The following is an 18,258-nucleotide window of genomic DNA, read 5'->3' on the forward strand; positions in this document are numbered from 1 at the left end:
GGGAGGGGCGCGATGTCTTCGTGCCGTAACTTTCGAGTGGCGGCGGTAACGATTGGGCATCGCGCGGGAAATCAGCACTTTACCGGTTCACTTCCGGCTGGCATAGTGCCGACATCCCACCAGTAGGACCTGAGCCGTAACCCTGAAGGAGTTGGGCAATGGGCAAGAAGCCGATGGCGCTCACGGGCGCGCTGCTGACCGCCGCGATGCTGACCGTGGCCGGATGCGGCGGAGGAGGCGGCGCCGTCACGGGCGAGACGGCCGCCGCCCCGTCCGACCCGAAGGAGGTCTCGGGCGAGATCGAGGTCCTCACGCAGCGGACCGACCTCGTCAAGAACGGTGTCCTGAAGAAGTACGCCGCGGAGTTCAACAAGATCTACCCCAAGGTCAAGGTGACCTTCGACGGCATCACCGACTACGAGGGCGAGGTGAAGATCCGCATGAACGCCAAGGCGTACGGCGACGTCCTCCTCATCCCCGGCGCGGTGGCCAAGAACGACTACCCGAAGTTCTTCGCGCCCCTCGGCACGACCGCCGAGATGTCGAAGTACCGCTTCAGCGACAAGACCGAGGTGGGCGGCAAGGTCTACGGCATCGCCCAGTTCGGCACCGCCAACGGCTTCGTCTACAACAAGGCGCTGTGGAAGAAGGCCGGGATCACCGCCTGGCCGAAGACCCCCCAGGAGTTCCTCGCGGGCCTGAAGGCGGTCAAGGACAAGACGGGCGCCGTCCCGTACTACACGAACTTCAAGGACGGCTGGCCGCTGACCCAGTGGACCGGCAACCTCGGCGGCGTCGGCTGCGACGCGCAGGCGAGCAACGCCCTGGCCGGGGCGGTCTCCCCCTGGAAGGCCGGCGGCGAGCTGAACACCATCGACACCCTGCTCCACGACATCGTCGAGCAGGGCCTGTCCGAGAAGGACCCGACGACCACCAACTGGGAGGTGTCCAAGGCGCTGCTCGCCGAGGGGAAGATCGGCAGCATGATGCTGGGCTCCTGGGCGATCACGCAGATGCAGGGCGCGGCGAAGGAGGCCAACGTCAGTCCGGCGGACATCGGCTTCATGCCGTTCCCGGTCCAGAAGAACGGGAAGTTCTGCGCGGCCCTGGTCTCGGACTACCAGCAGGCCGTCAGCGTCCACTCCAAGAACAAGCCGGCGGCGCGCGCCTGGGTCGACTGGTTCACCGAGAAGTCCGGCTTCGCGGAGAAGGAGGGCGTCGTCTCGGCGCTGAAGTCCTCCCCCATGCCGGCCACGCTCAAGGAATTCGTTGACAACGATGTCACCTTCTTCGACCGCTCGGAGGCCAAGACGGCCGCGGTCAACGACATCGACGAAGCGGCGGAGATCGGCCTGAACAAGCAGGACTACCGCCAGAAGCTGGTCGACACCGCGCGCGGGGTGGAGAAGGGCGACCTCGAGGACTTCTTCGCCGACCTGAACAAGAGGTGGGACGAGGCGGCGAAGACCGTCGGCAACTGACGACCGGCGGAGCGGGTCCCGGCCGCACGACACCGGCCGGGGCCCCTGGACCTTCCGCAGTCGCGGACACGAAAGGCCGACATGACCGAGACAACCGACACCGCACCCGAGGGCGCCGTCATGACAGGGCGATCCACCACGGACAAGACAGACACGGGAAGCCGTGGCCGGACGGGGGTCCGGCCCGCGGGCCGCCGCCGCGCGCCCTCGGCCGGGCGGCCCCGCTCCTGGCGCGACTCGCCCCTCCGGCGGATCACGCCCTGGCTCTTCCTCGCGGGACCGCTCGCGCTGCTGATCACGTTCACCTACGTTCCGGTGGCGAGCATGATCTCGTACAGCTTCACGGACTGGGACGGGGTGAGCCCGGACCGGGAGACCGTCGGTCTCGACAACTACATACAGATCTTCACCCGCCCCGAACTGTTCCGGGTCTTCTTCGTCAGCGGCTACTACCTGGCCGCCTCCGTGGTCCAGATCGCCGTCGCGCTCTACTTCGCGGTGGTCCTCAGCTTCAACCTGAAGTTCCGGAACCTCTTCAAGGGAATCCTCTTCTTCCCCTACCTCATCAACGGTGTCGCGATCGGCTTCGTGTTCCTGTACTTCTTCCAGGACGGCGGCACGCTCGACTCGGTGCTGTCCTGGTTCGGCGTGACCACCGACCACCCCTGGCTCGGCGACCCCACCTCCGCCAACGTCTCCCTCGCGGGCGTCTCCGTCTGGCGCTTCACCGGACTGAACTTCGTGCTCTTCCTCGGAGCCATCCAGTCCATCCCCGGCGAACTGTACGAAGCGGCCGAACTGGACGGCGCCGGCCGGTGGAAGCAGTTCCGGCACATCATCGCGCCGAGCATCAGGCCCGTCATCAGCCTCAGCGTCATCCTGGCGATCTCCGGGTCCCTGTCGGTCTTCGAGATCCCGTACGTCATGACCGGCGGTGCGACCGGCACCCAGACCTTCGTCATCCAGACGATCAAGTTCGCGTTCCAGTTCAACAAGACCGGCCTGGCCTCGGCCGCGGCCGTGGTGCTGCTCCTGATCATCCTGCTGATCACCTGGATCCAGCGCCGGCTCGTGCCCGACGACAAGGTGGACCTCGTATGACCTCCGATCTCGCTCCCACCCCGGCGCCCGTCCGAGCCTCCGGGCGCCGCCGCCTCCCCGTCGGGAGCCTGCTGACCTATCTGTCGCTGATCGCCGCCTCGGTGGTGGTCCTGCTGCCTCTGGCCGTCGTCCTCCTCACCTCGCTCAAGACGTCGAAGGAGGTCGGCGAGGGCGGCGCGCTGTCACTGCCCGGGAACTGGCTGAACTTCGACAACTACGTCACGGCGTTCACCGACGGCCATCTGCTCATGGCCTTCGGGAACACCGCGTTCATCCTGTTCTTCTCCATCGGCGGCACCGTGATCATCGGCTCGATGACCGCCTACGCGGTGGACCGTTTCGACTTCCGGGCCAAGAAGCTCGTGATGGCGCTCTTCCTGGTCGCCACCCTGGTCCCCGGCGTCACCACCCAGGTCGCGACCTTCCAGGTGGTCAGCAGCTTCGACCTGGTCAACACCCGGTGGGCACCGATCCTGTTGTACATGGGGACGGACATCGTCTCCGTCTACATCTTCCTGCAGTTCATCCGGGGCATCCCGGTGTCCCTGGACGAAGCCGCCCGGATCGACGGCGCCAACGCCTTCACGATCTACCGGAAGATCATCTTCCCGCTGCTGAAGCCGGCGATCGCCACCGTCGTCATCATCAAGGGCATCACCACCTACAACGACTTCTACATCCCCTTCCTCTACATGCACTCCGAGGACCTCGACACGATGTCCACCGCGCTCTTCCGCTTCAAGGGCCCCTTCGGGGCCCACTGGGAGGCCATCTCGGCCGGCGCGATCCTGGTGATCCTGCCGACGCTGGTCATCTTCCTGCTGCTGCAGCGCTGGATCTACAACGGCTTCTCGCAGGGAGCCACGAAGTAGCCCGCGAAGGGGGAGACCGGGGCCGGGCCGTACGGGGGGGGGACGGTCCGGCCCCACGCCGTCCCCGGAAGCCGGGCCCGTGCCGCCCCCGGAAGCCGGGCCCGTCAGTCCGCGGCGCCGGACTCCTTCGCGGGAGGCGGACAGGTGCTGCCCCTGGGCACGAACCGCGCGTACCCCTCGCGGATGTCCCCCACCTCCCCGCCGTCGATCAGGGACAGGAGGGCGGCCGCGGACCGCGCCCCGTACGCCCCGATGTCCCTCGTGACGGCCGACAGCGTGGGCCGGACGACCTGGGTCAGCGGGGACTCGTCCCACGCCACGATCGACAGGTCGGCCGGGATGGAGAGGTTCAGCTCCTGCGCGACGGAGAGGGCCGCCACGGCCATGATGTCGTTGTCGAAGACGATCGCCGTCGGCCGCCGCGGCGCGATGAGCAGCGCGCGGGCCGCCCGCGCGCCCTCGTCCCCCGTGTAATCGGTGTGGATCACCTCCGCCTCGGGGATGCCGGCCTCCCGGCAGGCCTCGCGCAGGGCGGTGTCGCGCACCACCGTGTGCGCCAGCTCCGCGGGCCCGGCGACCCGGGCGACGTGCCGGTGCCCGAGGGCGGTGAGGTAGCGCACGATCTCGCGCATGCTCTCGCCGTCGTCCGACCAGACGGCGGGCAGGGCCCCCGAACTGCCGGGGGGACCGATGGCCACGGCGGGCAGCCCGAGGGAACCGACCTCGTGGATCCGGGCGTCGCCGTCGGCCCGCAGGTCCATCAGGAACACGCCGTCGACGCGGCGTTCGCCCCACCAGCGGCGGTACACCTCGATCTCGGCGTCCTGCGTGGCCACCATCTGCAGCATCAACGCGCAGGACTGCTCGGACAGGACGCTCTCCACGCCGCTGATGAACTCCATGAAGAACGGCTCCACGCCCAGGGTCCGGGCCGGGCGGCGCACGGCGAGGCCCACCGCCCGCGCCCGCCCTCCGGTGAGCGCCCGGGCCGCGCTGCTGGGGCGCCATCCCAGCTCGCCCGCGATGTCCTTGATGAGGGCGCGGGTCGCGTCCGAGACGCCGGGCTGGTCGTTCAGCGCGTACGAGACGGCCACCTTGGACACACCGGCGCGACGTGCGATGTCCGCCATGGTCGGCCGCTTCACGCGCCACCCCTGTTCTGTCCCGGGTCCTCGGTGACTCGACCTTACCGCCGACCCGCGGCGACCACCGAGGGAACGGCCGGGGCCGTCGCGACGGCCCCCGGGGGAAGCGCGCCCGGAGGTCCGGGTCCCGGACGCGGCCGCCGGAACTCCCCCGCACCCCGCACCGAGCCCCGCGTCCCCACGGTCGCGCCCCTCCCCCGTGACGGCCGACGTCATCGACGTCGTCGGCGAACACCGCGCGATCTCCGGACCGCGGGGGAACTGCGCCCCGATGCTCACGGTCCTCCTCCTCAACCCGCCCCCGCACCTGCTCTACGTCCACTGGACGCACGGCGCGGTTCGGCGGGCCGTGCGGGACCTGCGTTCCGCGCTCGTCACGCGCATGCAGCGGCTCTCCACCGGCTTCCACAACCGCACCCGTTCCTCCGTCCCGCACGCCGAGGTCGCCCGCGCCCTCATCCGCGACCCCGGGGTCCTCGTGCTCGACGAGGCCACGTCCGCCCTCGACGCCCGGTCGGAGGCACGGGTCCGGGAGGCGCCGGCGCGGCCGGTCGCCGGACGGACGGTCTTCGTCGTGACCCACCGGCTCTCCACGATCGGGCGGGCGGACCGCATCGCCGTGCCGGAGCGCGGGAGGCCGGTGGAGTGCGGCACCCACGCGGAGCTGCTCGCGCGCGGATCGGTGTGCGCCAGCCTCCAAGCGGGGCAGCGGGCCTGACCGCCGGTGCTCCCGCGCCGTAGCGGGGAGGGGCGCCCGGCCCCGTCCCGGGAACCGGCATCCGATCACAGGCGCATGGCGCCCACTCGCCAACTTTCCCAGGTCCCCTGGTGGAGCGGGGACACAGACCGTAGGTTGCTCTCGGTGACGATCCCGTTCACCTCCGTAACGACCCGGGAGGTTTCCATGCAAGCCCGTCAGCGTGTCACGAGGGCCGTTCTCGCTCTGGGTCTCGCGGCAGGTGGCCTGTTGGCCACCGTCTCCCCGGCTTCCGCCTCAGCCTCCGCCCCGTCCGCCCTCAACTGCTCGGCCCGGCTGATCACCGGCAGCGCCGGCCACCGGGGCGCCGCCATCACCTGCACCGGTTCCTCGTTCACCGGTGTCGTCGACTGCCGGCGGACCGACAACGGTTACGTCTACCGGCACTTCGGCAACCGGGTTCCGTCGGGCGGCACGTCCACCGTCTGGTGCGACCTCGGCGCCACGGTGATCCAGGCCTACGGCACACCGAGCTGATCCGGGGGGCCGTACCCTCGCCGGGACGGCCTGCGGCGGCGTGCGGCGATACTGGTCGTGACAGCCGTCCCGTCGCCGGGCCGGCTCCGGACGCGGACCGGCCCGGTGGACCGGGCGGGGGCCGGGGGGAGCCGGGCATCCGCCGACGCCTCCGAGGGGAGCCGTTCATGACCACGGCGAAAGACCTGTTCATCACCGCCATCGACCGGGAGCCGGAGCAGGCCGTGGGCCAGGGCGACCTGTCCCTCGCGCTCGCGGGGGCCGAGTTGGCCGATCTCATCGGGGCGGGGGCCGCCACCGTGGACGGCGACCGGATCGTGCCGGGCGGTTCACCGGCCCCCGACGACCCGCTCCTCGCCGCGTCCATGGCGCTGCTCGCCTCCCGGCCGTCCGGCGAGCGGGTCGAGGACTGGCTGTGGCGACGGGGCCGGGACCTCTCGGCCGCGTACCGGACCGCACTGGAGGAGGAAGGGGAGCTGACGCGGAAGCGCGGCGGTCGGCTGCCCTTCGGCCCGGAGCGCGTGGAGCCGGCCGACACGTCCGCCCGTCGCCGTGCGGCCTCGCGCTGGGAGGAGAGGGAACCCGTCCTGGTCGCCCTCGCCTCGGCCGTGGGCATCGACGCCGGCGGCGACAACGACGGCGAGGGGCGGCACGAGAACGAACCGGGTCTCGACGACGAGGCGGTGACGACCGTGGTGGCCGCCGTCCACGACGCGGTGATGGAGCTGGAGGCCGTACGCCAGAGGCGGACCATCGAGAACGCGGCCTTCGCCAACGTCTGGCGCGGGCCGTGAGCGCGGGCGGTGCCATGCCGGGGGGGTGCCGTCCCCCCGTCCTGGTCTCCCGCCCCGGTGGGGGTTTCTTTGTGGTGGGGGTTTCTCCGTAGCGGAGTGTTTCTTCGTGGTGGGGGTGTTTAGGCGGGCGGGTTCGGTGCAGACGATGAACTGACACAGTCTTTATGTGACAAAAGGGAGAGTCGTCATGGGCATCATCGCGTGGATCCTCATCGGTCTGATCGCCGGCGCCATCGCCAAGGCCCTGATGCCGGGCAAGGACCCCGGCGGCATCATCATCACCATGCTCATCGGCATCGCCGGCGGCCTCCTCGGCGGCTGGCTCGGCAAGGTGATCTTCGGTGTCGACTCCGTCGACGGCTTCTTCGAGATCTCCACCTGGATCGCCGCCATCGTCGGCTCCGTCATCCTCCTCGCCCTCTACCGACTGGTCACCGGCAACCGGCACACCCACCGCCACGCCTGACCCGCACCCCACACACCCCGCACCACCACCGACGGCTCCCCTCCCACCCCCGGGACGGGAGCCGTCACCACACCCACACCCACCCGACACACACCCGCATCACCCCACCACCGCACCCGGCGGAACCCACCGACCACCACCCGACACACCCCCCGAAACGGCGTCGGAGTCGTGGCACCGGCGGTCGGGTGAGCCGTTCCCGGTCCGCCGAGGTACCACGTGGACCGGGAGGACCGGGAGGACCGGGAAGACCGGGAGGGCCGGGGGCCGGCAGAACCGCCGGGACGGGGAGGACCGCCAGGACGGGGAGGACCGCCAGGACGGGGGGACCGGGGGGAGCCTTTTGCCGCCCCCCGTTCCGTACGCATGGTGCCGTTCAGACGCCCAGCTTGGCCCGGACGCCGCAGGTCGCCGCGGCGGGACGCGCCGCGACCCGGGCCGCGCGGCGCATCACGCGGGCGTCGTGCCGCAGGCCCTGAGCGGCGTGACGGCCGCGCCACAGCAGCGAGGGGGAGCCGCCGGTGTCGTCGGCGGCGATCAGCAGACCGCCCAGCATGGACACGTTCTTGAGGAAGTGGATGCGCTGCTGGGCCCGGTCGGATTCGTCCTCCGCCTCCCAGAAGCGGTGCCCCGCCAGTGTGGTGGGGATCAGCGTCGCGGCGAGGGCCAGCGCGCACAGCCGGGGATGGCGGCCGAGCCCGAGCAGTACGCCGCCCGCCACCTGCACGGCCCCGTTGAACCGGACGAGGTGCTCGGTGCGGTCGGGCAGCGCGGTGACGCGTTCCCTCAGGGGCCCGACGACTGCCTCGGCCACCGGGGCCACGTCCTGGGGACGACGCAGGGAGTTCATGCCGCCGGCGATGAACATCGAGGCGAGCATCGGGCGGCCGGCGATACGGAGAAGACTCATGACACTGCCTCCGGGAGCGGTCATAGACGTGGTGCCTGTCGAAATCATCGGGTGCCCCGCCGGGACGCCGCCATTCGGCAGACGGCTGAACCCGGACGCCCGCCGGCACCGTTGCGGCCGTGCGCGGCACGGACCGGTACCGGTGAGGCTCCTTCCGGGGGCGGGGAGTTGCCCTTCCGTGCTCCTCGCACGTCCCGGTGCGCGCGGGCGGGCCCGTTCCCGTGAACGGGGGACGGGAGGATCGGCCGAATGGCAGGGCGGACGCGGCGGGCACGACGAGGGCTGGTATACCTTCGACACTTGGAAGACGCGGGAAACCCCAACGAGACCAGGTGTCATGAACCACGACGTCACGGCCCACGACGACGCACTGCGCGTCTCGGCGCCGCACCGCGAACTGCTCGACCAGGTGCTGGACAAGTGGTCGTTGAGCGTGCTCGGCGAACTGTGCGAAGGACCGCGCCGGTTCAACGACCTGCGCCGCGCGATTCCCGCGGTCACCCAGAAGTCGCTGACCGCCACCCTGCGCAGACTGGAGCGCAACGGCATCGTCGAGCGCGAGGTCGTGAACGACCGTCCCGTCGCGGTGGAGTACCGGATCACCCCCCTGGGGAAGACCATGCGACCGCCCGTCGACGTCCTCCTGGAGTGGGCGCGAACGCACATGCCCCGGATCGAACGGGCCCGGGAGGCCTTCGACGCGAGGTGAGGTGCCGTGCCCGCCTCCGCACGTCGCGGTGAAGGGTGCCTTCCGCGCCTCAGGCGGGGCGCTCGGCCATGACGACCACGCCCGGCCCGGTGTGCTCGTCCGCGGGGAGCCGGAGTTCGGCGACCGGGCGCAGTCCGGCCCGCTCGATCAGGTCCACGAGCTGCTCCGGCCGCCATTTATGCGTCGTCCAGCGGACGGGCACGCCCCCGTACGCCTCGGTGCGCACCACGTCCTCGTCGCCGACGTGGGTCGCGGTGATGAAGTGCCCGCCCGGCTTCAGGGCGCGCGCGAACACCGCGAGGACCTGGGGAAGGACGTCACGGGGAAGGTTGAACAGGGACCACCACCCGAGCACGCCCCCGAGGGACGCCTCGTCGAGATCCAGGTCGGTGGCCGAGGCGACGTCGAAACGGCATCCCGGGTGGAGACGGCGCGCGTTCTCGATCATGCGGGGGGAGAGATCGACCCCGGACACGTCGAGTCCGCGTCCGGCGAGGTAGGCGGTCACCGTTCCGGGGCCGCAGCCGACGTCGAGGACGGGACCGAGGCCGTCCACGGTGTCGGCGAAGGCGTCGATCGACGCCTTGAGCCACGGGTGGCGACGGATGTCGCCGATCCCCGTGGACAGCACCATGTGGACGTAGTTGTCGGCCACCCGGTCGTAGGAGTCACGGACCACGTCGAGATCGGCGGGGCGGTCGGTACGGTGTGCGCGCATCGGGCAACGATAGGGCGGTGGTCGCGGCGGCGGTAGTACGGCTGCCGGACCGGTGGAGGCCCGCCGCCCCGCGCGACACGACCGGGCCCCCTCCTCCGGCCCCACGCGACGCGGCCGGACCGCGCCTCCTCCGGCCCCGCTCGGCGCCGGGGCCCGTCCGGCGGCCGGTACGGCTCCGCTTGACCTTGACACGGTGACAAGGTCTTCACTGCGGTCCAGGAGGTGGTCCCGATGACCAGGGCGGAAGAGATGGCGGAAGAGGACGCGAACACGGCGCGCGGCCCCCGGGGGCTGGAGAGCACCAGCGCGTCGGTCCGGCTGCGGGCGGCGCTGGCGGCCGGCGCGGCCCCGGACCCGGAACACGTCGGCGGGCTCGTCGAGCGGTGCGCGACCGAACCCGACTTCCACGTGCGGGAGACGCTGACGTGGGCGCTCACGCGCCACGCGGCGTCGGTGACGGTTCCGGTGCTCCTCGGCGAGGTCCGCTCGGGAAACGCGCGGGCGCGGAGCCAGGCGCTGCACACGCTGTCCAAGATCGGGGACCGGCGTGCGTGGGCGGCGATCACACCGGCCCTGCTGTCCGACGCCGACGACGAGGTGGCCCGGAGCGCCTGGCGGGCGGCGGTCGTCCTGGTACCCGAGGGCGAGGAGCACGCGCTGGCCGTAGTGTTGGCGACGCGACTCGGGCGCGGCGGGCTCGAGACGCGGCTGAGTCTCAGCCGGGCGCTGATCGCGCTCGGCGCGGCGGCCTCGCCGGTGCTGGACGCCGCCGCCGGGGACCCCGACCCCCGCGTACGCACGCACGCGATCGCCACGGAACGGCTGCGGCAGGACCCGGACGCCGGGTTCGCGTACGCGGTCGAGGAGGCGAAACGCGTCGTGGCCCTCGGCGGGTCCGGCCGGGAGGAGTGACGGAACGTGCTGATCGGCGAGGTCGCGCGACGGTCCGGGGTGAGCGCCCGCATGCTCCGGCACTACGAGTCGCTCGGCCTGCTGAGGCCGACGGGCCGCACCGGCTCCGGCTACCGGGAGTACTCCGACGAGGACATCCGGCGCGTCTTCCACATCGAGAGCCTGCGGTCACTGGGGCTGTCGCTGCGGGACGCCGGGCGGGCGCTCGACGATCCCGGCTTCGCGCCCTCGGAACTCGTCGACGACCTCGTCCGCCGGACGCGGGACCGCATCGCCGCGGAGACGGAACTGCTCACGCGGCTCCGCCGGATCGGCGCGGCGGAACCCGCCGGCTGGGAGGACGTCCTCCAGACCGTCGCGCTCCTCCGGTCCCTCGGCTCCGAGGACGCGGGGACACGGCAGCGCGCGGCCCTGGCGGCGGTCGAAGAGGTTCCCACGCCGGTGGAGGCCCTGGTCGAGGCCGTGCTGAACGAGCCGGACCCGAACGTCGCCGGGGCCCTCCGCTGGGCGCTGGCGCGGTCGGGCGGGGACGGGCCGGCACTCCTGGCGGAGGGTCTCCGCTCCCCCTCGGCCGGGGTGCGGGAACGCGCCGTCCGGTCCCTCGCCGAGCTTCCGGGCGCCGGGGCGGCCGCGCTGCTGCGGGAGGCCCTCGCGCACTCCGACGCGGTGGTGCGCGGATGCGCGGCCCTGTCGCTCGGGGCGCGGGGCGTGGCCGACGCGGTCCCGACGCTCCTCGACATGGTCGTCGAGGGGAGGAACGACGTCGACGCCGCCGACGCGCTGGGCACGGCGGCGGCCGATCCCGCGTCGGCGGACCGGGTCGTCACCGGGCTCCTCGACCGCCTCGCCCGCCGGTCCCTCGGACCGTCCGCGCGCCGGCGGCTGACCCAGGCGCTCGCGGACGTCCCGGGGGAACGGGCCTCGCGCGCCCTCGTGGAGCTGTCCCACGACGAGGACCGCGCCGTGGCGCTCACCGCGGCGTACCTCCTCGGACTGCGCGGCGAACGGTGACGCGGGGCGGGGCCGGACCCGGGGGCGGGCGGACCGCGAGGACGGCGCGGCACCCGGAGCCCGTCGCGGCCTCTCGTTCAGAGGGTGAACGCGGGGAGGGCGGCGGATCGGCCGGGCGGCAGGAGCGGTACGGGTTTTGGCCGTTGTCGGTGTGAACTCTTGACGGCATGCCGGCCTGGCGGTTGACTCGCCGCACCGCGCCGGAAGCCGTCCCGACAACGTTGTTCCGCCCCTCGCCGCCGAGGCTCCCCGATGCGTGTCGCGACCGTCGGCACCGCACGGGGAACGAGAGCGGCCGGGTCCGTCCCGACCGGGGCCGGGTCCGGGGCGGGGTGCCGGGTCCGGGCGGGTTCCACCGCCGCCCGTGTTCACGAAGTGATCGGTCGCGGGACGCGTGTCCGGCCGGGGCGGCCGCCCCGGTGTACACCGTTCGCACCGCCCGTACCATCCGCACCGCCCGTGCCGCCCCGGGTCTCCCGGAACCCCCGAATCCGTGTCGCGCGACAGCAGGCAGAAGGAGCCGCCATGCCCTCCGCAGAACACCGAACCGCCGGACGCCGGAGCAGAACCGTGGCGGCGCTGGTCGCCGCCACCGCCGTGCTCGGCGGGCTGCTCGCCGGAGCCCTGCCGAGCGCCGCCGCCGACGACCCGGTGCCGGTGGCCGTCGACCGTTTCGAGGGGGAGGTCCCCTTCGCCGCTCCCCCGGCGGAGGGCATCTTCACCTGGGGCGGCGACGCCGACGACCATCCGGCGCTGCGGATCGCCGAACGCGCCGACGCCCCCGAGGGGAGCCGGGTCCTGGAGGGCTCGTACGACATCAGCGGCTGGGGCGGGTTCACCCACGACTTCGCCTTCGACCGGCCGGCCCACGACTGGACCGCGTTCAGGGGCGTCCGTTTCTGGTGGTACGGCCAGAACACCGCTCCCCTGCCGCCCGGTTCGGGCAGGAGGATCAACTTCGAGCTCAAGGACGGCGGCGCGAACGGCGAGGCGTCCGAGCTGTGGACCACGTCCTTCACCGACGACTGGGAGGGCTGGCACCTCGTCGAGATCCCGTTCTCCGAGTTCCGGTACCGGGCCGACTACCAGCCCGTCGGCGGCATCGACCAGGTCCTCGGCCTCGACGAGGTGTGGGGCTACGCCCTGACCCTGCCGCCCGGCTCCCCCGGCACGTTCGCCCTCGACGGCGTGGAGCTGTACGGCAGGGCGGAGCCCGCCCTGAAGGCCGCGGTCGTCACCGACGCCGCCGTGTATCCGGTGGCCGAGGGCGGCAGCGCGCGGGTGAGGGTGACGGTGGCCACCACCGGTTCGGCTCCCGTCGGCGAGCCCGTCACCGTCGCGTACACGACCGGGAGGGGGACCGCCGAGCCCGGCCAGGACTACACCCCGGTCAGTGGGGTCCTCACCTTCCCGGCCGGCACGCCGTCCGGTACCTCGCGCACCGTCACCGTGGTGACGGGGAAGGACGGTTCCGCCGAGGAGGCGGAAACGATTCCGCTCACCCTTGAGGTGACCGGCGCCAGGGCCCCCGCCGAGACGCCCCAGGTCGTCGTGGACGCGCACGGGTTCCCGTACCTGAACGAGCGGCTGCCGGTGAAGAAGCGCGTCGCGGACCTCCTCGGGCGGATGTCCCTGGAGGAGAAGGTCGGGCAGATGACGCAGGCCGAGCGCAACGCGCTGCGGTCGCAGGGCGACATCGCCGCCTACCGGATCGGCTCGCTGCTCTCCGGCGGCGGCTCGGTGCCGACGCCCAACACGCCCGGGGCGTGGGCGAGGATGGTCGACGCCTACCAGCTCCGGACGCGGGCCACCCGCTTGCAGATCCCGCTGATCTACGGCGTGGACGCGGTGCACGGGCACAACAACGTGATCGGCGCGACGATCATGCCGCACAACATCGGCATCGGTGCCGGGCGCGACCCGGAACTCGCGGAACGGACCGGGGCGGTGACCGCCAGGGAGGTCCGGGCCACCGGCGTCCCGTGGGACTTCGCCCCCTGTCTGTGCGTCACACGGGACGAGCGCTGGGGCCGTTCGTACGAGGCGTTCGGCGAGGACCCGGCCCTGGTGAAGGCGATGGAGACGGTCATCACCGGCATGCAGGGCGCGAGCAGCGGCGCGGATCTGCACCGCGACGACAAGGTGCTCACCAGCGCCAAGCACTTCGTGGGCGACGGCGGTACGGCGTTCGGGTCGTCCACGACCGGTTCGTACACGATCGACCAGGGCGTCACCGAGGTGACCCGGCAGGAGCTGGAGGCGGTGCACCTGGCGCCGTTCGCCGAGGCGGTGAGGCGCGGGGCGGGCACGGTCATGCCGTCGTACTCCTCGCTCGACGTCCTCGGGGACGGCAAGGGCCCGGTGAAGATGCACGCCAACGCCGAGATGATCAACGGCGTCCTCAAGGGCCGCATGGGCTTCGAGGGGTTCGTGATCAGCGACTGGCAGGCGATCGACCAGATTCCCGGTGACTACGCGAGCGACGTGCGGACCTCGGTCAACGCCGGTCTCGACATGATCATGGTGCCGACCGACTACCAGGGCTTCACCCGTGTCCTGACGGAGGAGGTCTCGGCCGGACGGGTCGGCCGGGCGCGGGTGGACGACGCGGTCGCACGCGTCCTGACCCAGAAGTTCCGGCTCGGCCTGTTCGAGAAGCCGTACGCCGACACCACCCACCTCGACGAGGTCGGCTCGGCCGCGCACCGCGCGGTGGCGCGGGAGGCGGTCGCCAGGTCGCAGGTGCTGCTGAAGAACGACGGCGGCGTACTGCCGCTGAAGAGGACCCAGAAGGTGTACGTCGCCGGCTCCAACGCCGACGACCTGGGCAACCAGGCGGGCGGCTGGACCGTCAGCTGGCAGGGCTCGTCCGGCCGGAACACGACCGGCACGACGATCCTCGAAGGCATGCGCAGGGCGGCCCCGGACGCGAGGATCGACTACTCGAAGGACGCCTCGGCCGCGACCGGGGGGTACGACGTCGGGGTCGTGGTGGTCGGCGAGACGCCGTACGCCGAGGGCGTCGGCGACGTGGGCAACGGCCACGACCTGGAGCTGACGCCGGCCGACAAGGCGGCGGTGGACACGGTGTGCGCGGCGATGCCGTGCGCGGTCCTCGTCGTCTCGGGGCGGCCGCAGCTGATCGGGGACCGGCTCGGGGCGATCGACGCCCTGGTGGCGTCCTGGCTGCCCGGTACCGAGGGCGACGGCGTGGCGGACGTCCTGTACGGGACCCGGCCGTTCACCGGCCAGCTCCCGGTCACCTGGCCCAGGTCCGAGGCGCAGCTGCCGATCAACGTCGGTGACGCCTCGTACGATCCGCAGTTCCCGTTCGGCTGGGGGCTGACGACGCGGCCGGTCCCCCGGGCCGGGGGCGAACTGACGCTGAAGGCGATCGGGGTCGCGGCCGAGGTGCTGCGGGCGACCGGTCGCGGGACGTCGCCGGAGGGCCGGGAGCTGCTGTCCCGGGCGAGGGACGTCGTCCAGAAGAGGATCGGCCGGAACATCACCCCGGCGACGGCCAAGCCGTTCGCGGAGGCGGACCGGCTGCTGCTGTCGGGGGACCTGCCGGGCGCGGTCGCGCGGCTGACGGCGGCGTACCGGGCGGCCTGAGCCGCCCGCGGAGAGGGGACGGCGGGCGGGGCGGGGAGGCCGGGAGGGCTCTTTCCGCCCCGTTCCCGTGCCGTTCCCCGGTGCGGAGTTCCTTCGTCCGGTGGATCGACGGCGGCGACGTCGTCACCTCCGCCGGGACCGGCGCGGGGCCGCACACCGTGGGCCGGTTCTCCGGCGGGGAGCCCGCCCGTCGCACCACCCTCCCGGGGGAGTGCGCGGGGCGGATGGAGTACGGGACCCCACTCGTCCCGCGGCGGCCGGCGGGTCCGGCAGGGCCGACGGCCCCGGCCGATGGGATGGCCGGGGCCGTCGGGACCCTTCGCGGGGTCAGGCGACGCTGATGTTCTCCGCCTGCGGGCCCTTCTGGCCCTGGGTGACGTCGAACGTCACGGTCTGGCCCTCCTGGAGCTCACGGAAGCCCGAGGAGTTGATCGCGGAGTAGTGCGCGAAGACGTCCGGACCGCCGCCGTCCTGGGCGATGAAGCCGAAGCCCTTCTCCGCGTTGAACCACTTCACAGTTCCCGTAGCCATGTCACATGCCTTCCAGTCGATGAACGTCTTCCGCACCATGCGGAAAACGGAGGTGATCGCCCTGGTCCCTGCGGCACAGCACAGCAAAACACCCACACCGGAGGCATGGGCAGAGGGAACTTCCGAACCACGACAGCTAACGGGAACGCTACACGCCCGCACACTCCGTGACCACAGGAAACGACCCGCGCGTTCTCCGGATGTGCGCGCGGGGCCCGCCGGCCCCGGCGTCGTCCTCAGTCCGCGAGGGGCGGATTCACCGTTTCGGCGGCACGGCGGTACTCGGCATTGATGCGCTGGGCCTCCTCCAGTTGGTCCTCCAGGATGACGATGCGGCAGGCGGCTTCGATGGGGGTGCCCTGGTCGACGAGTTCGCGGGCGCGGGCCGCGATGCGCAGCTGGTAGCGGGAGTAGCGGCGGTGGCCGCCCTCGGAGCGCAGGGGGGTGATCAGCCGGTGTTCGCCCAGGGCGCGCAGGAACGCGGGGGTGGTGCCGAGCATGTCGGCGGCCCGGCCCATGGTGTAGGCCGGGTAGTCGTTGTCGTCGAGTATGTCGACGGGACGGGTACCGCGAGGGGGCATAGACCTCTTCTTCCGGGACTTTTCGGGGACTTTTTCGGGGCTTCTTCCGGGCTCGGCCGGGGTGGGGGTCGGGGGCGCGTCGAGGGGCCCGGACGCCGTCACCGGCGCCCGGGCCCCGAGCCTTCACCATCATCTGCCGGCCGAACCGCACCGGCCTTCTTCTTCCACTCCCCTGAGCCCACCGGGGCCGGAAAGCGGGGATCGCGGCTGTGTGACCGGGGACCACCCTCCCATCCGGGGTCTGCGGTACCCGGGCGTTCCCGCCCGGGCGATCCTGATGGCGTCCGCTCCTTACCCTGCTCTTCTTTCCTGCCTTCACCTACCGGTACTGCTGCGCGGCCCCTGGGACCGCCCGGCCCGGCGGCCGACGGAGGAACCCACCACTTCCGGCTCCACCGCCCCGCCGCCGTTCCGCACCCGCTGGACTTGCTGAACCTGCTCGCGCGGCAACACGTCCCTGCCGCGCCCTTCGGACTTCCTTGGCTACGAACAAAACACTAACCCCACCACCCGCCAATGTCTACCTTCGCCACAACAGATTTTCTGCACCGAAGTGAGGCGGGAAAGCAGCCCACCAGAGGAACGGGCCCGTCGCGCACGCCGGCGGGAGCGGTGTTTCCAGGGCGGCTCCCCCCTCCCCCCACCGAACGGCTCCCGGCACGGCGCCCGCCCCCGCCGCTCCGGACGGCGGCCGGCGTACGGGGCGGGTCGATGCCGCCCGGGGCGCGTTCGCTCGGGCATGATGCTCGCCACGGGCTTCGCACCGGGAGCCGAGCGGGAAGGAAGTGGCAGGCGTGGGCACGGGACGGTCCGCTCTGGAGCACCGGCGGCAGGCCGAGGAACACCCGTGGCCGCCCCGGTGGATACGCTGGCTGCCGCCCGCCCTGATCGTGGCGTCGATCGCGCTCGACCAGATGACACCGCCGTCCTACTTCTTCGGCTCGCTGCTCACGGCGTCGGTGGCGCTGGCCATCTTCGCCTACTCGCCGCTCGGCGTCGCCGTCACCGGTGCGGCCGGATGCGGCTTGCTGGCCGTCACCGAGCAGGTCGAGGACGACATCGGTCCGCAGACCGTCACGACGTTGATCGTGCTGGGCACGGTCACCGTGCTCTCCATCGCGCTGTGTGCGGTGCGCTTCCGCACCGAGAAACGTTTCCGCCATGTGCAGGCGGTCGCCGAAGCGGTGCAACTGGCCCTGCTGCGGCCGCTTCCCGCCCGGGTGGACGAGGTGCGACTGGCCGGTTTCTACCGGGCCGCCGACGACGAGGCGCTCATCGGCGGGGACTTCTACAGCGTCCGCCGGACCCCCTTCGGGGTCCGGGTGATCGTCGGGGACGTCAAGGGCAAGGGCATGGACACCACCCAGACCGTGGCCACGGTCCTCTCGTCCTTCCGGGAGGCGGCCCTGCTCCAGCCGACGCTCCCCCAGCTCGCCGACCGGATCGACACGGCGCTGCAGCTCGACCGCGCCGGTGCCGAACCGCTCCCGGACGTCATCGGCACGCTGCCCGGGTCCGCGCCGCCGGAGGGTCCCGAAGAGCCGGTGGCGCTGGCGGACGAACTCTTCGCCACGGCGGTCCTGCTCGAGTTCTCCCCGGACACGAACGAGGTGCGGACCCTGGACCGCGGCCACCAGCCCCTGCTGCTCGTCAGCTCCCGCGACACGAGCGTCATGAGGACCGAACACAGCCTGCCCCTCGGCATGGGGGACCTTCTGGTCGAGCAACCGCGCACCGCCACCCGCCGGCTGGAACCCGGCGACATCCTGCTCGCCTACTCCGACGGCGTCACCGAGGCACGCGACCGCTCCGGCGCCTTCTACCCCCTCGCCGAACGGCTGCGCGCCCACTGCGGCAGCAGTGCCCGGCAGCCCTCCCCCGACGACGTCATCGACTTCCTCAAGCGCGATCTCGCCCTGTGGGCCCCCGCACTCACCGATGACGTCGTCGCCATCGCCCTCCAGCCCGTCCCGCCGGTCCGGGAGGGATGACCGCCACCGGCCCGCCGGACCCCGGGCCCGTCACGGCCCCTCCCCCAACGCGCGCCCCGCCGGAGGAGGTTGCCGGGCGGGCCCGGCGAACGGCGCGGGAGCCGGGGGGCCGTTCGGCACGCCGCGCGATCGTTCACCTTCTGTACACCCGGGCCCGGGGTTACCGGTCGCCCGGCGGCCGCCGTGCCGA

General features: G+C 72.2%; 16 protein-coding genes and 1 pseudogene. 12 read left to right on the plus strand and 5 right to left on the minus strand.

Going from position 1 to position 18,258, the window contains the following annotated elements:
• Positions 1–158 precede the first annotated feature (158 nt).
• The 3 genes from ACZ3IL_RS15700 (at position 159) to ACZ3IL_RS15710 (ending at position 3,454) form a co-directional block, all read left to right on the plus strand.
• The gene (locus ACZ3IL_RS15700; protein ID WP_467390621.1) at positions 159–1,481 is read left to right on the plus strand and encodes an ABC transporter substrate-binding protein; all 1,323 of its coding nucleotides are present in this window, start codon (positions 159–161) and stop codon (positions 1,479–1,481) included.
• A 120-nt stretch (positions 1,482–1,601) separates the two neighbouring features.
• Positions 1,602–2,582, plus strand: a complete 981-nt coding sequence (locus ACZ3IL_RS15705; RefSeq protein WP_467391333.1) for a carbohydrate ABC transporter permease — start codon at positions 1,602–1,604, stop codon at positions 2,580–2,582.
• Positions 2,579–3,454, plus strand: a complete 876-nt coding sequence (locus tag ACZ3IL_RS15710; protein WP_467390623.1) for a carbohydrate ABC transporter permease — start codon at positions 2,579–2,581, stop codon at positions 3,452–3,454. The genes ACZ3IL_RS15705 and ACZ3IL_RS15710 overlap by 4 nt, the downstream gene beginning before the upstream one ends.
• A gap of 104 nt (positions 3,455–3,558) precedes the next feature.
• Here the strand turns inward: ACZ3IL_RS15710 and ACZ3IL_RS15715 are convergent, their stop codons facing one another.
• On the minus strand, positions 3,559–4,599 hold the full coding sequence (locus tag ACZ3IL_RS15715; RefSeq protein WP_467390625.1) for a LacI family DNA-binding transcriptional regulator: 1,041 nt from the start codon (positions 4,597–4,599) through the stop codon (positions 3,559–3,561).
• 442 nt (positions 4,600–5,041) lie between these two features.
• Between ACZ3IL_RS15715 and ACZ3IL_RS15720 the strand changes: the two are divergent.
• The 4 genes and pseudogenes from ACZ3IL_RS15720 to ACZ3IL_RS15735 form a co-directional block, all read left to right on the plus strand.
• Positions 5,042–5,317, plus strand: a pseudogene (locus ACZ3IL_RS15720) (ABC transporter ATP-binding protein); the annotation flags it as partial.
• Between the two features lie 249 nt (positions 5,318–5,566).
• Complete coding sequence (locus tag ACZ3IL_RS15725; protein WP_467390627.1) at positions 5,567–5,833, plus strand: hypothetical protein; 267 nt, start codon at positions 5,567–5,569, stop codon at positions 5,831–5,833.
• A gap of 167 nt (positions 5,834–6,000) precedes the next feature.
• Entirely contained in the window at positions 6,001–6,627 is a 627-nt protein-coding gene (locus ACZ3IL_RS15730; protein ID WP_467390629.1) for a GOLPH3/VPS74 family protein, read from the plus strand.
• Between the two features lie 187 nt (positions 6,628–6,814).
• Entirely contained in the window at positions 6,815–7,093 is a 279-nt protein-coding gene (locus tag ACZ3IL_RS15735; RefSeq protein WP_467390605.1) for a GlsB/YeaQ/YmgE family stress response membrane protein, read from the plus strand.
• 376 nt (positions 7,094–7,469) lie between these two features.
• Here ACZ3IL_RS15735 and ACZ3IL_RS15740 read toward each other — a convergent pair whose 3' ends face one another.
• Entirely contained in the window at positions 7,470–8,003 is a 534-nt protein-coding gene (locus ACZ3IL_RS15740) for a DoxX family protein (RefSeq protein ID WP_467390632.1), read from the minus strand.
• A gap of 337 nt (positions 8,004–8,340) precedes the next feature.
• Here ACZ3IL_RS15740 and ACZ3IL_RS15745 point away from each other — a divergent pair, with 337 nt between their 5' ends.
• A complete protein-coding gene (locus tag ACZ3IL_RS15745; RefSeq protein ID WP_467390634.1) occupies positions 8,341–8,712 on the plus strand; it encodes a winged helix-turn-helix transcriptional regulator in 372 nt (123 codons plus the stop codon).
• Between the two features lie 49 nt (positions 8,713–8,761).
• Here the strand turns inward: ACZ3IL_RS15745 and ACZ3IL_RS15750 are convergent, their stop codons facing one another.
• Positions 8,762–9,430 (minus strand): class I SAM-dependent methyltransferase, encoded by a 669-nt coding sequence (locus tag ACZ3IL_RS15750; RefSeq protein ID WP_467390636.1) that lies wholly within the window; start codon positions 9,428–9,430, stop codon positions 8,762–8,764.
• Between the two features lie 231 nt (positions 9,431–9,661).
• On the opposite strand from ACZ3IL_RS15750, the gene ACZ3IL_RS15755 reads away from it, so the two are divergent.
• The 3 genes from ACZ3IL_RS15755 (at position 9,662) to ACZ3IL_RS15765 (ending at position 14,965) form a co-directional block, all read left to right on the plus strand.
• On the plus strand, positions 9,662–10,342 hold the full coding sequence (locus ACZ3IL_RS15755; RefSeq protein ID WP_467390638.1) for a HEAT repeat domain-containing protein: 681 nt from the start codon (positions 9,662–9,664) through the stop codon (positions 10,340–10,342).
• 6 nt (positions 10,343–10,348) lie between these two features.
• Entirely contained in the window at positions 10,349–11,353 is a 1,005-nt protein-coding gene (locus ACZ3IL_RS15760) for a HEAT repeat domain-containing protein (protein ID WP_467390641.1), read from the plus strand.
• 525 nt (positions 11,354–11,878) lie between these two features.
• A complete protein-coding gene (locus ACZ3IL_RS15765) occupies positions 11,879–14,965 on the plus strand; it encodes a glycoside hydrolase family 3 protein (RefSeq protein ID WP_467390643.1) in 3,087 nt (1,028 codons plus the stop codon).
• A 327-nt stretch (positions 14,966–15,292) separates the two neighbouring features.
• Here the strand turns inward: ACZ3IL_RS15765 and ACZ3IL_RS15770 are convergent, their stop codons facing one another.
• Both ACZ3IL_RS15770 and ACZ3IL_RS15775 read right to left on the minus strand, forming a co-directional pair.
• The gene (locus ACZ3IL_RS15770; protein ID WP_467390645.1) at positions 15,293–15,496 is read right to left on the minus strand and encodes a cold-shock protein; all 204 of its coding nucleotides are present in this window, start codon (positions 15,494–15,496) and stop codon (positions 15,293–15,295) included.
• A 236-nt stretch (positions 15,497–15,732) separates the two neighbouring features.
• Entirely contained in the window at positions 15,733–16,077 is a 345-nt protein-coding gene (locus ACZ3IL_RS15775) for a helix-turn-helix domain-containing protein (protein WP_467390647.1), read from the minus strand.
• Between the two features lie 794 nt (positions 16,078–16,871).
• Between ACZ3IL_RS15775 and ACZ3IL_RS15780 the strand changes: the two genes are divergently transcribed.
• Positions 16,872–18,068 (plus strand): PP2C family protein-serine/threonine phosphatase, encoded by a 1,197-nt coding sequence (locus ACZ3IL_RS15780; RefSeq protein ID WP_467390649.1) that lies wholly within the window; start codon positions 16,872–16,874, stop codon positions 18,066–18,068.
• The last annotated feature ends 190 nt before the right edge of the window (positions 18,069–18,258 follow it).

Source organism: Streptomyces sp. NPDC014907, assembly GCF_055562975.1.

What these genes read in the sequence shown, in the direction of transcription:
- ACZ3IL_RS15700 (WP_467390621.1), top strand. Translation starts at nt 159, where the DNA reads ATGGGCAAGAAGCCGATGGCGCTCACGGGCGCGCTGCTGACCGCCGCG.
- ACZ3IL_RS15705 (WP_467391333.1), top strand. Translation starts at nt 1,602, where the DNA reads ATGACAGGGCGATCCACCACGGACAAGACAGACACGGGAAGCCGTGGC.
- ACZ3IL_RS15710 (WP_467390623.1), top strand. Translation starts at nt 2,579, where the DNA reads ATGACCTCCGATCTCGCTCCCACCCCGGCGCCCGTCCGAGCCTCCGGG.
- ACZ3IL_RS15730 (WP_467390629.1), top strand. Translation starts at nt 6,001, where the DNA reads ATGACCACGGCGAAAGACCTGTTCATCACCGCCATCGACCGGGAGCCG.
- ACZ3IL_RS15735 (WP_467390605.1), top strand. Translation starts at nt 6,815, where the DNA reads ATGGGCATCATCGCGTGGATCCTCATCGGTCTGATCGCCGGCGCCATC.
- ACZ3IL_RS15740 (WP_467390632.1), bottom strand. Translation starts at nt 8,003, where the DNA reads ATGAGTCTTCTCCGTATCGCCGGCCGCCCGATGCTCGCCTCGATGTTC.
- ACZ3IL_RS15745 (WP_467390634.1), top strand. Translation starts at nt 8,341, where the DNA reads ATGAACCACGACGTCACGGCCCACGACGACGCACTGCGCGTCTCGGCG.
- ACZ3IL_RS15750 (WP_467390636.1), bottom strand. Translation starts at nt 9,430, where the DNA reads ATGCGCGCACACCGTACCGACCGCCCCGCCGATCTCGACGTGGTCCGT.
- ACZ3IL_RS15755 (WP_467390638.1), top strand. Translation starts at nt 9,662, where the DNA reads ATGACCAGGGCGGAAGAGATGGCGGAAGAGGACGCGAACACGGCGCGC.
- ACZ3IL_RS15765 (WP_467390643.1), top strand. Translation starts at nt 11,879, where the DNA reads ATGCCCTCCGCAGAACACCGAACCGCCGGACGCCGGAGCAGAACCGTG.
- ACZ3IL_RS15770 (WP_467390645.1), bottom strand. Translation starts at nt 15,496, where the DNA reads ATGGCTACGGGAACTGTGAAGTGGTTCAACGCGGAGAAGGGCTTCGGC.
- ACZ3IL_RS15775 (WP_467390647.1), bottom strand. Translation starts at nt 16,077, where the DNA reads ATGCCCCCTCGCGGTACCCGTCCCGTCGACATACTCGACGACAACGAC.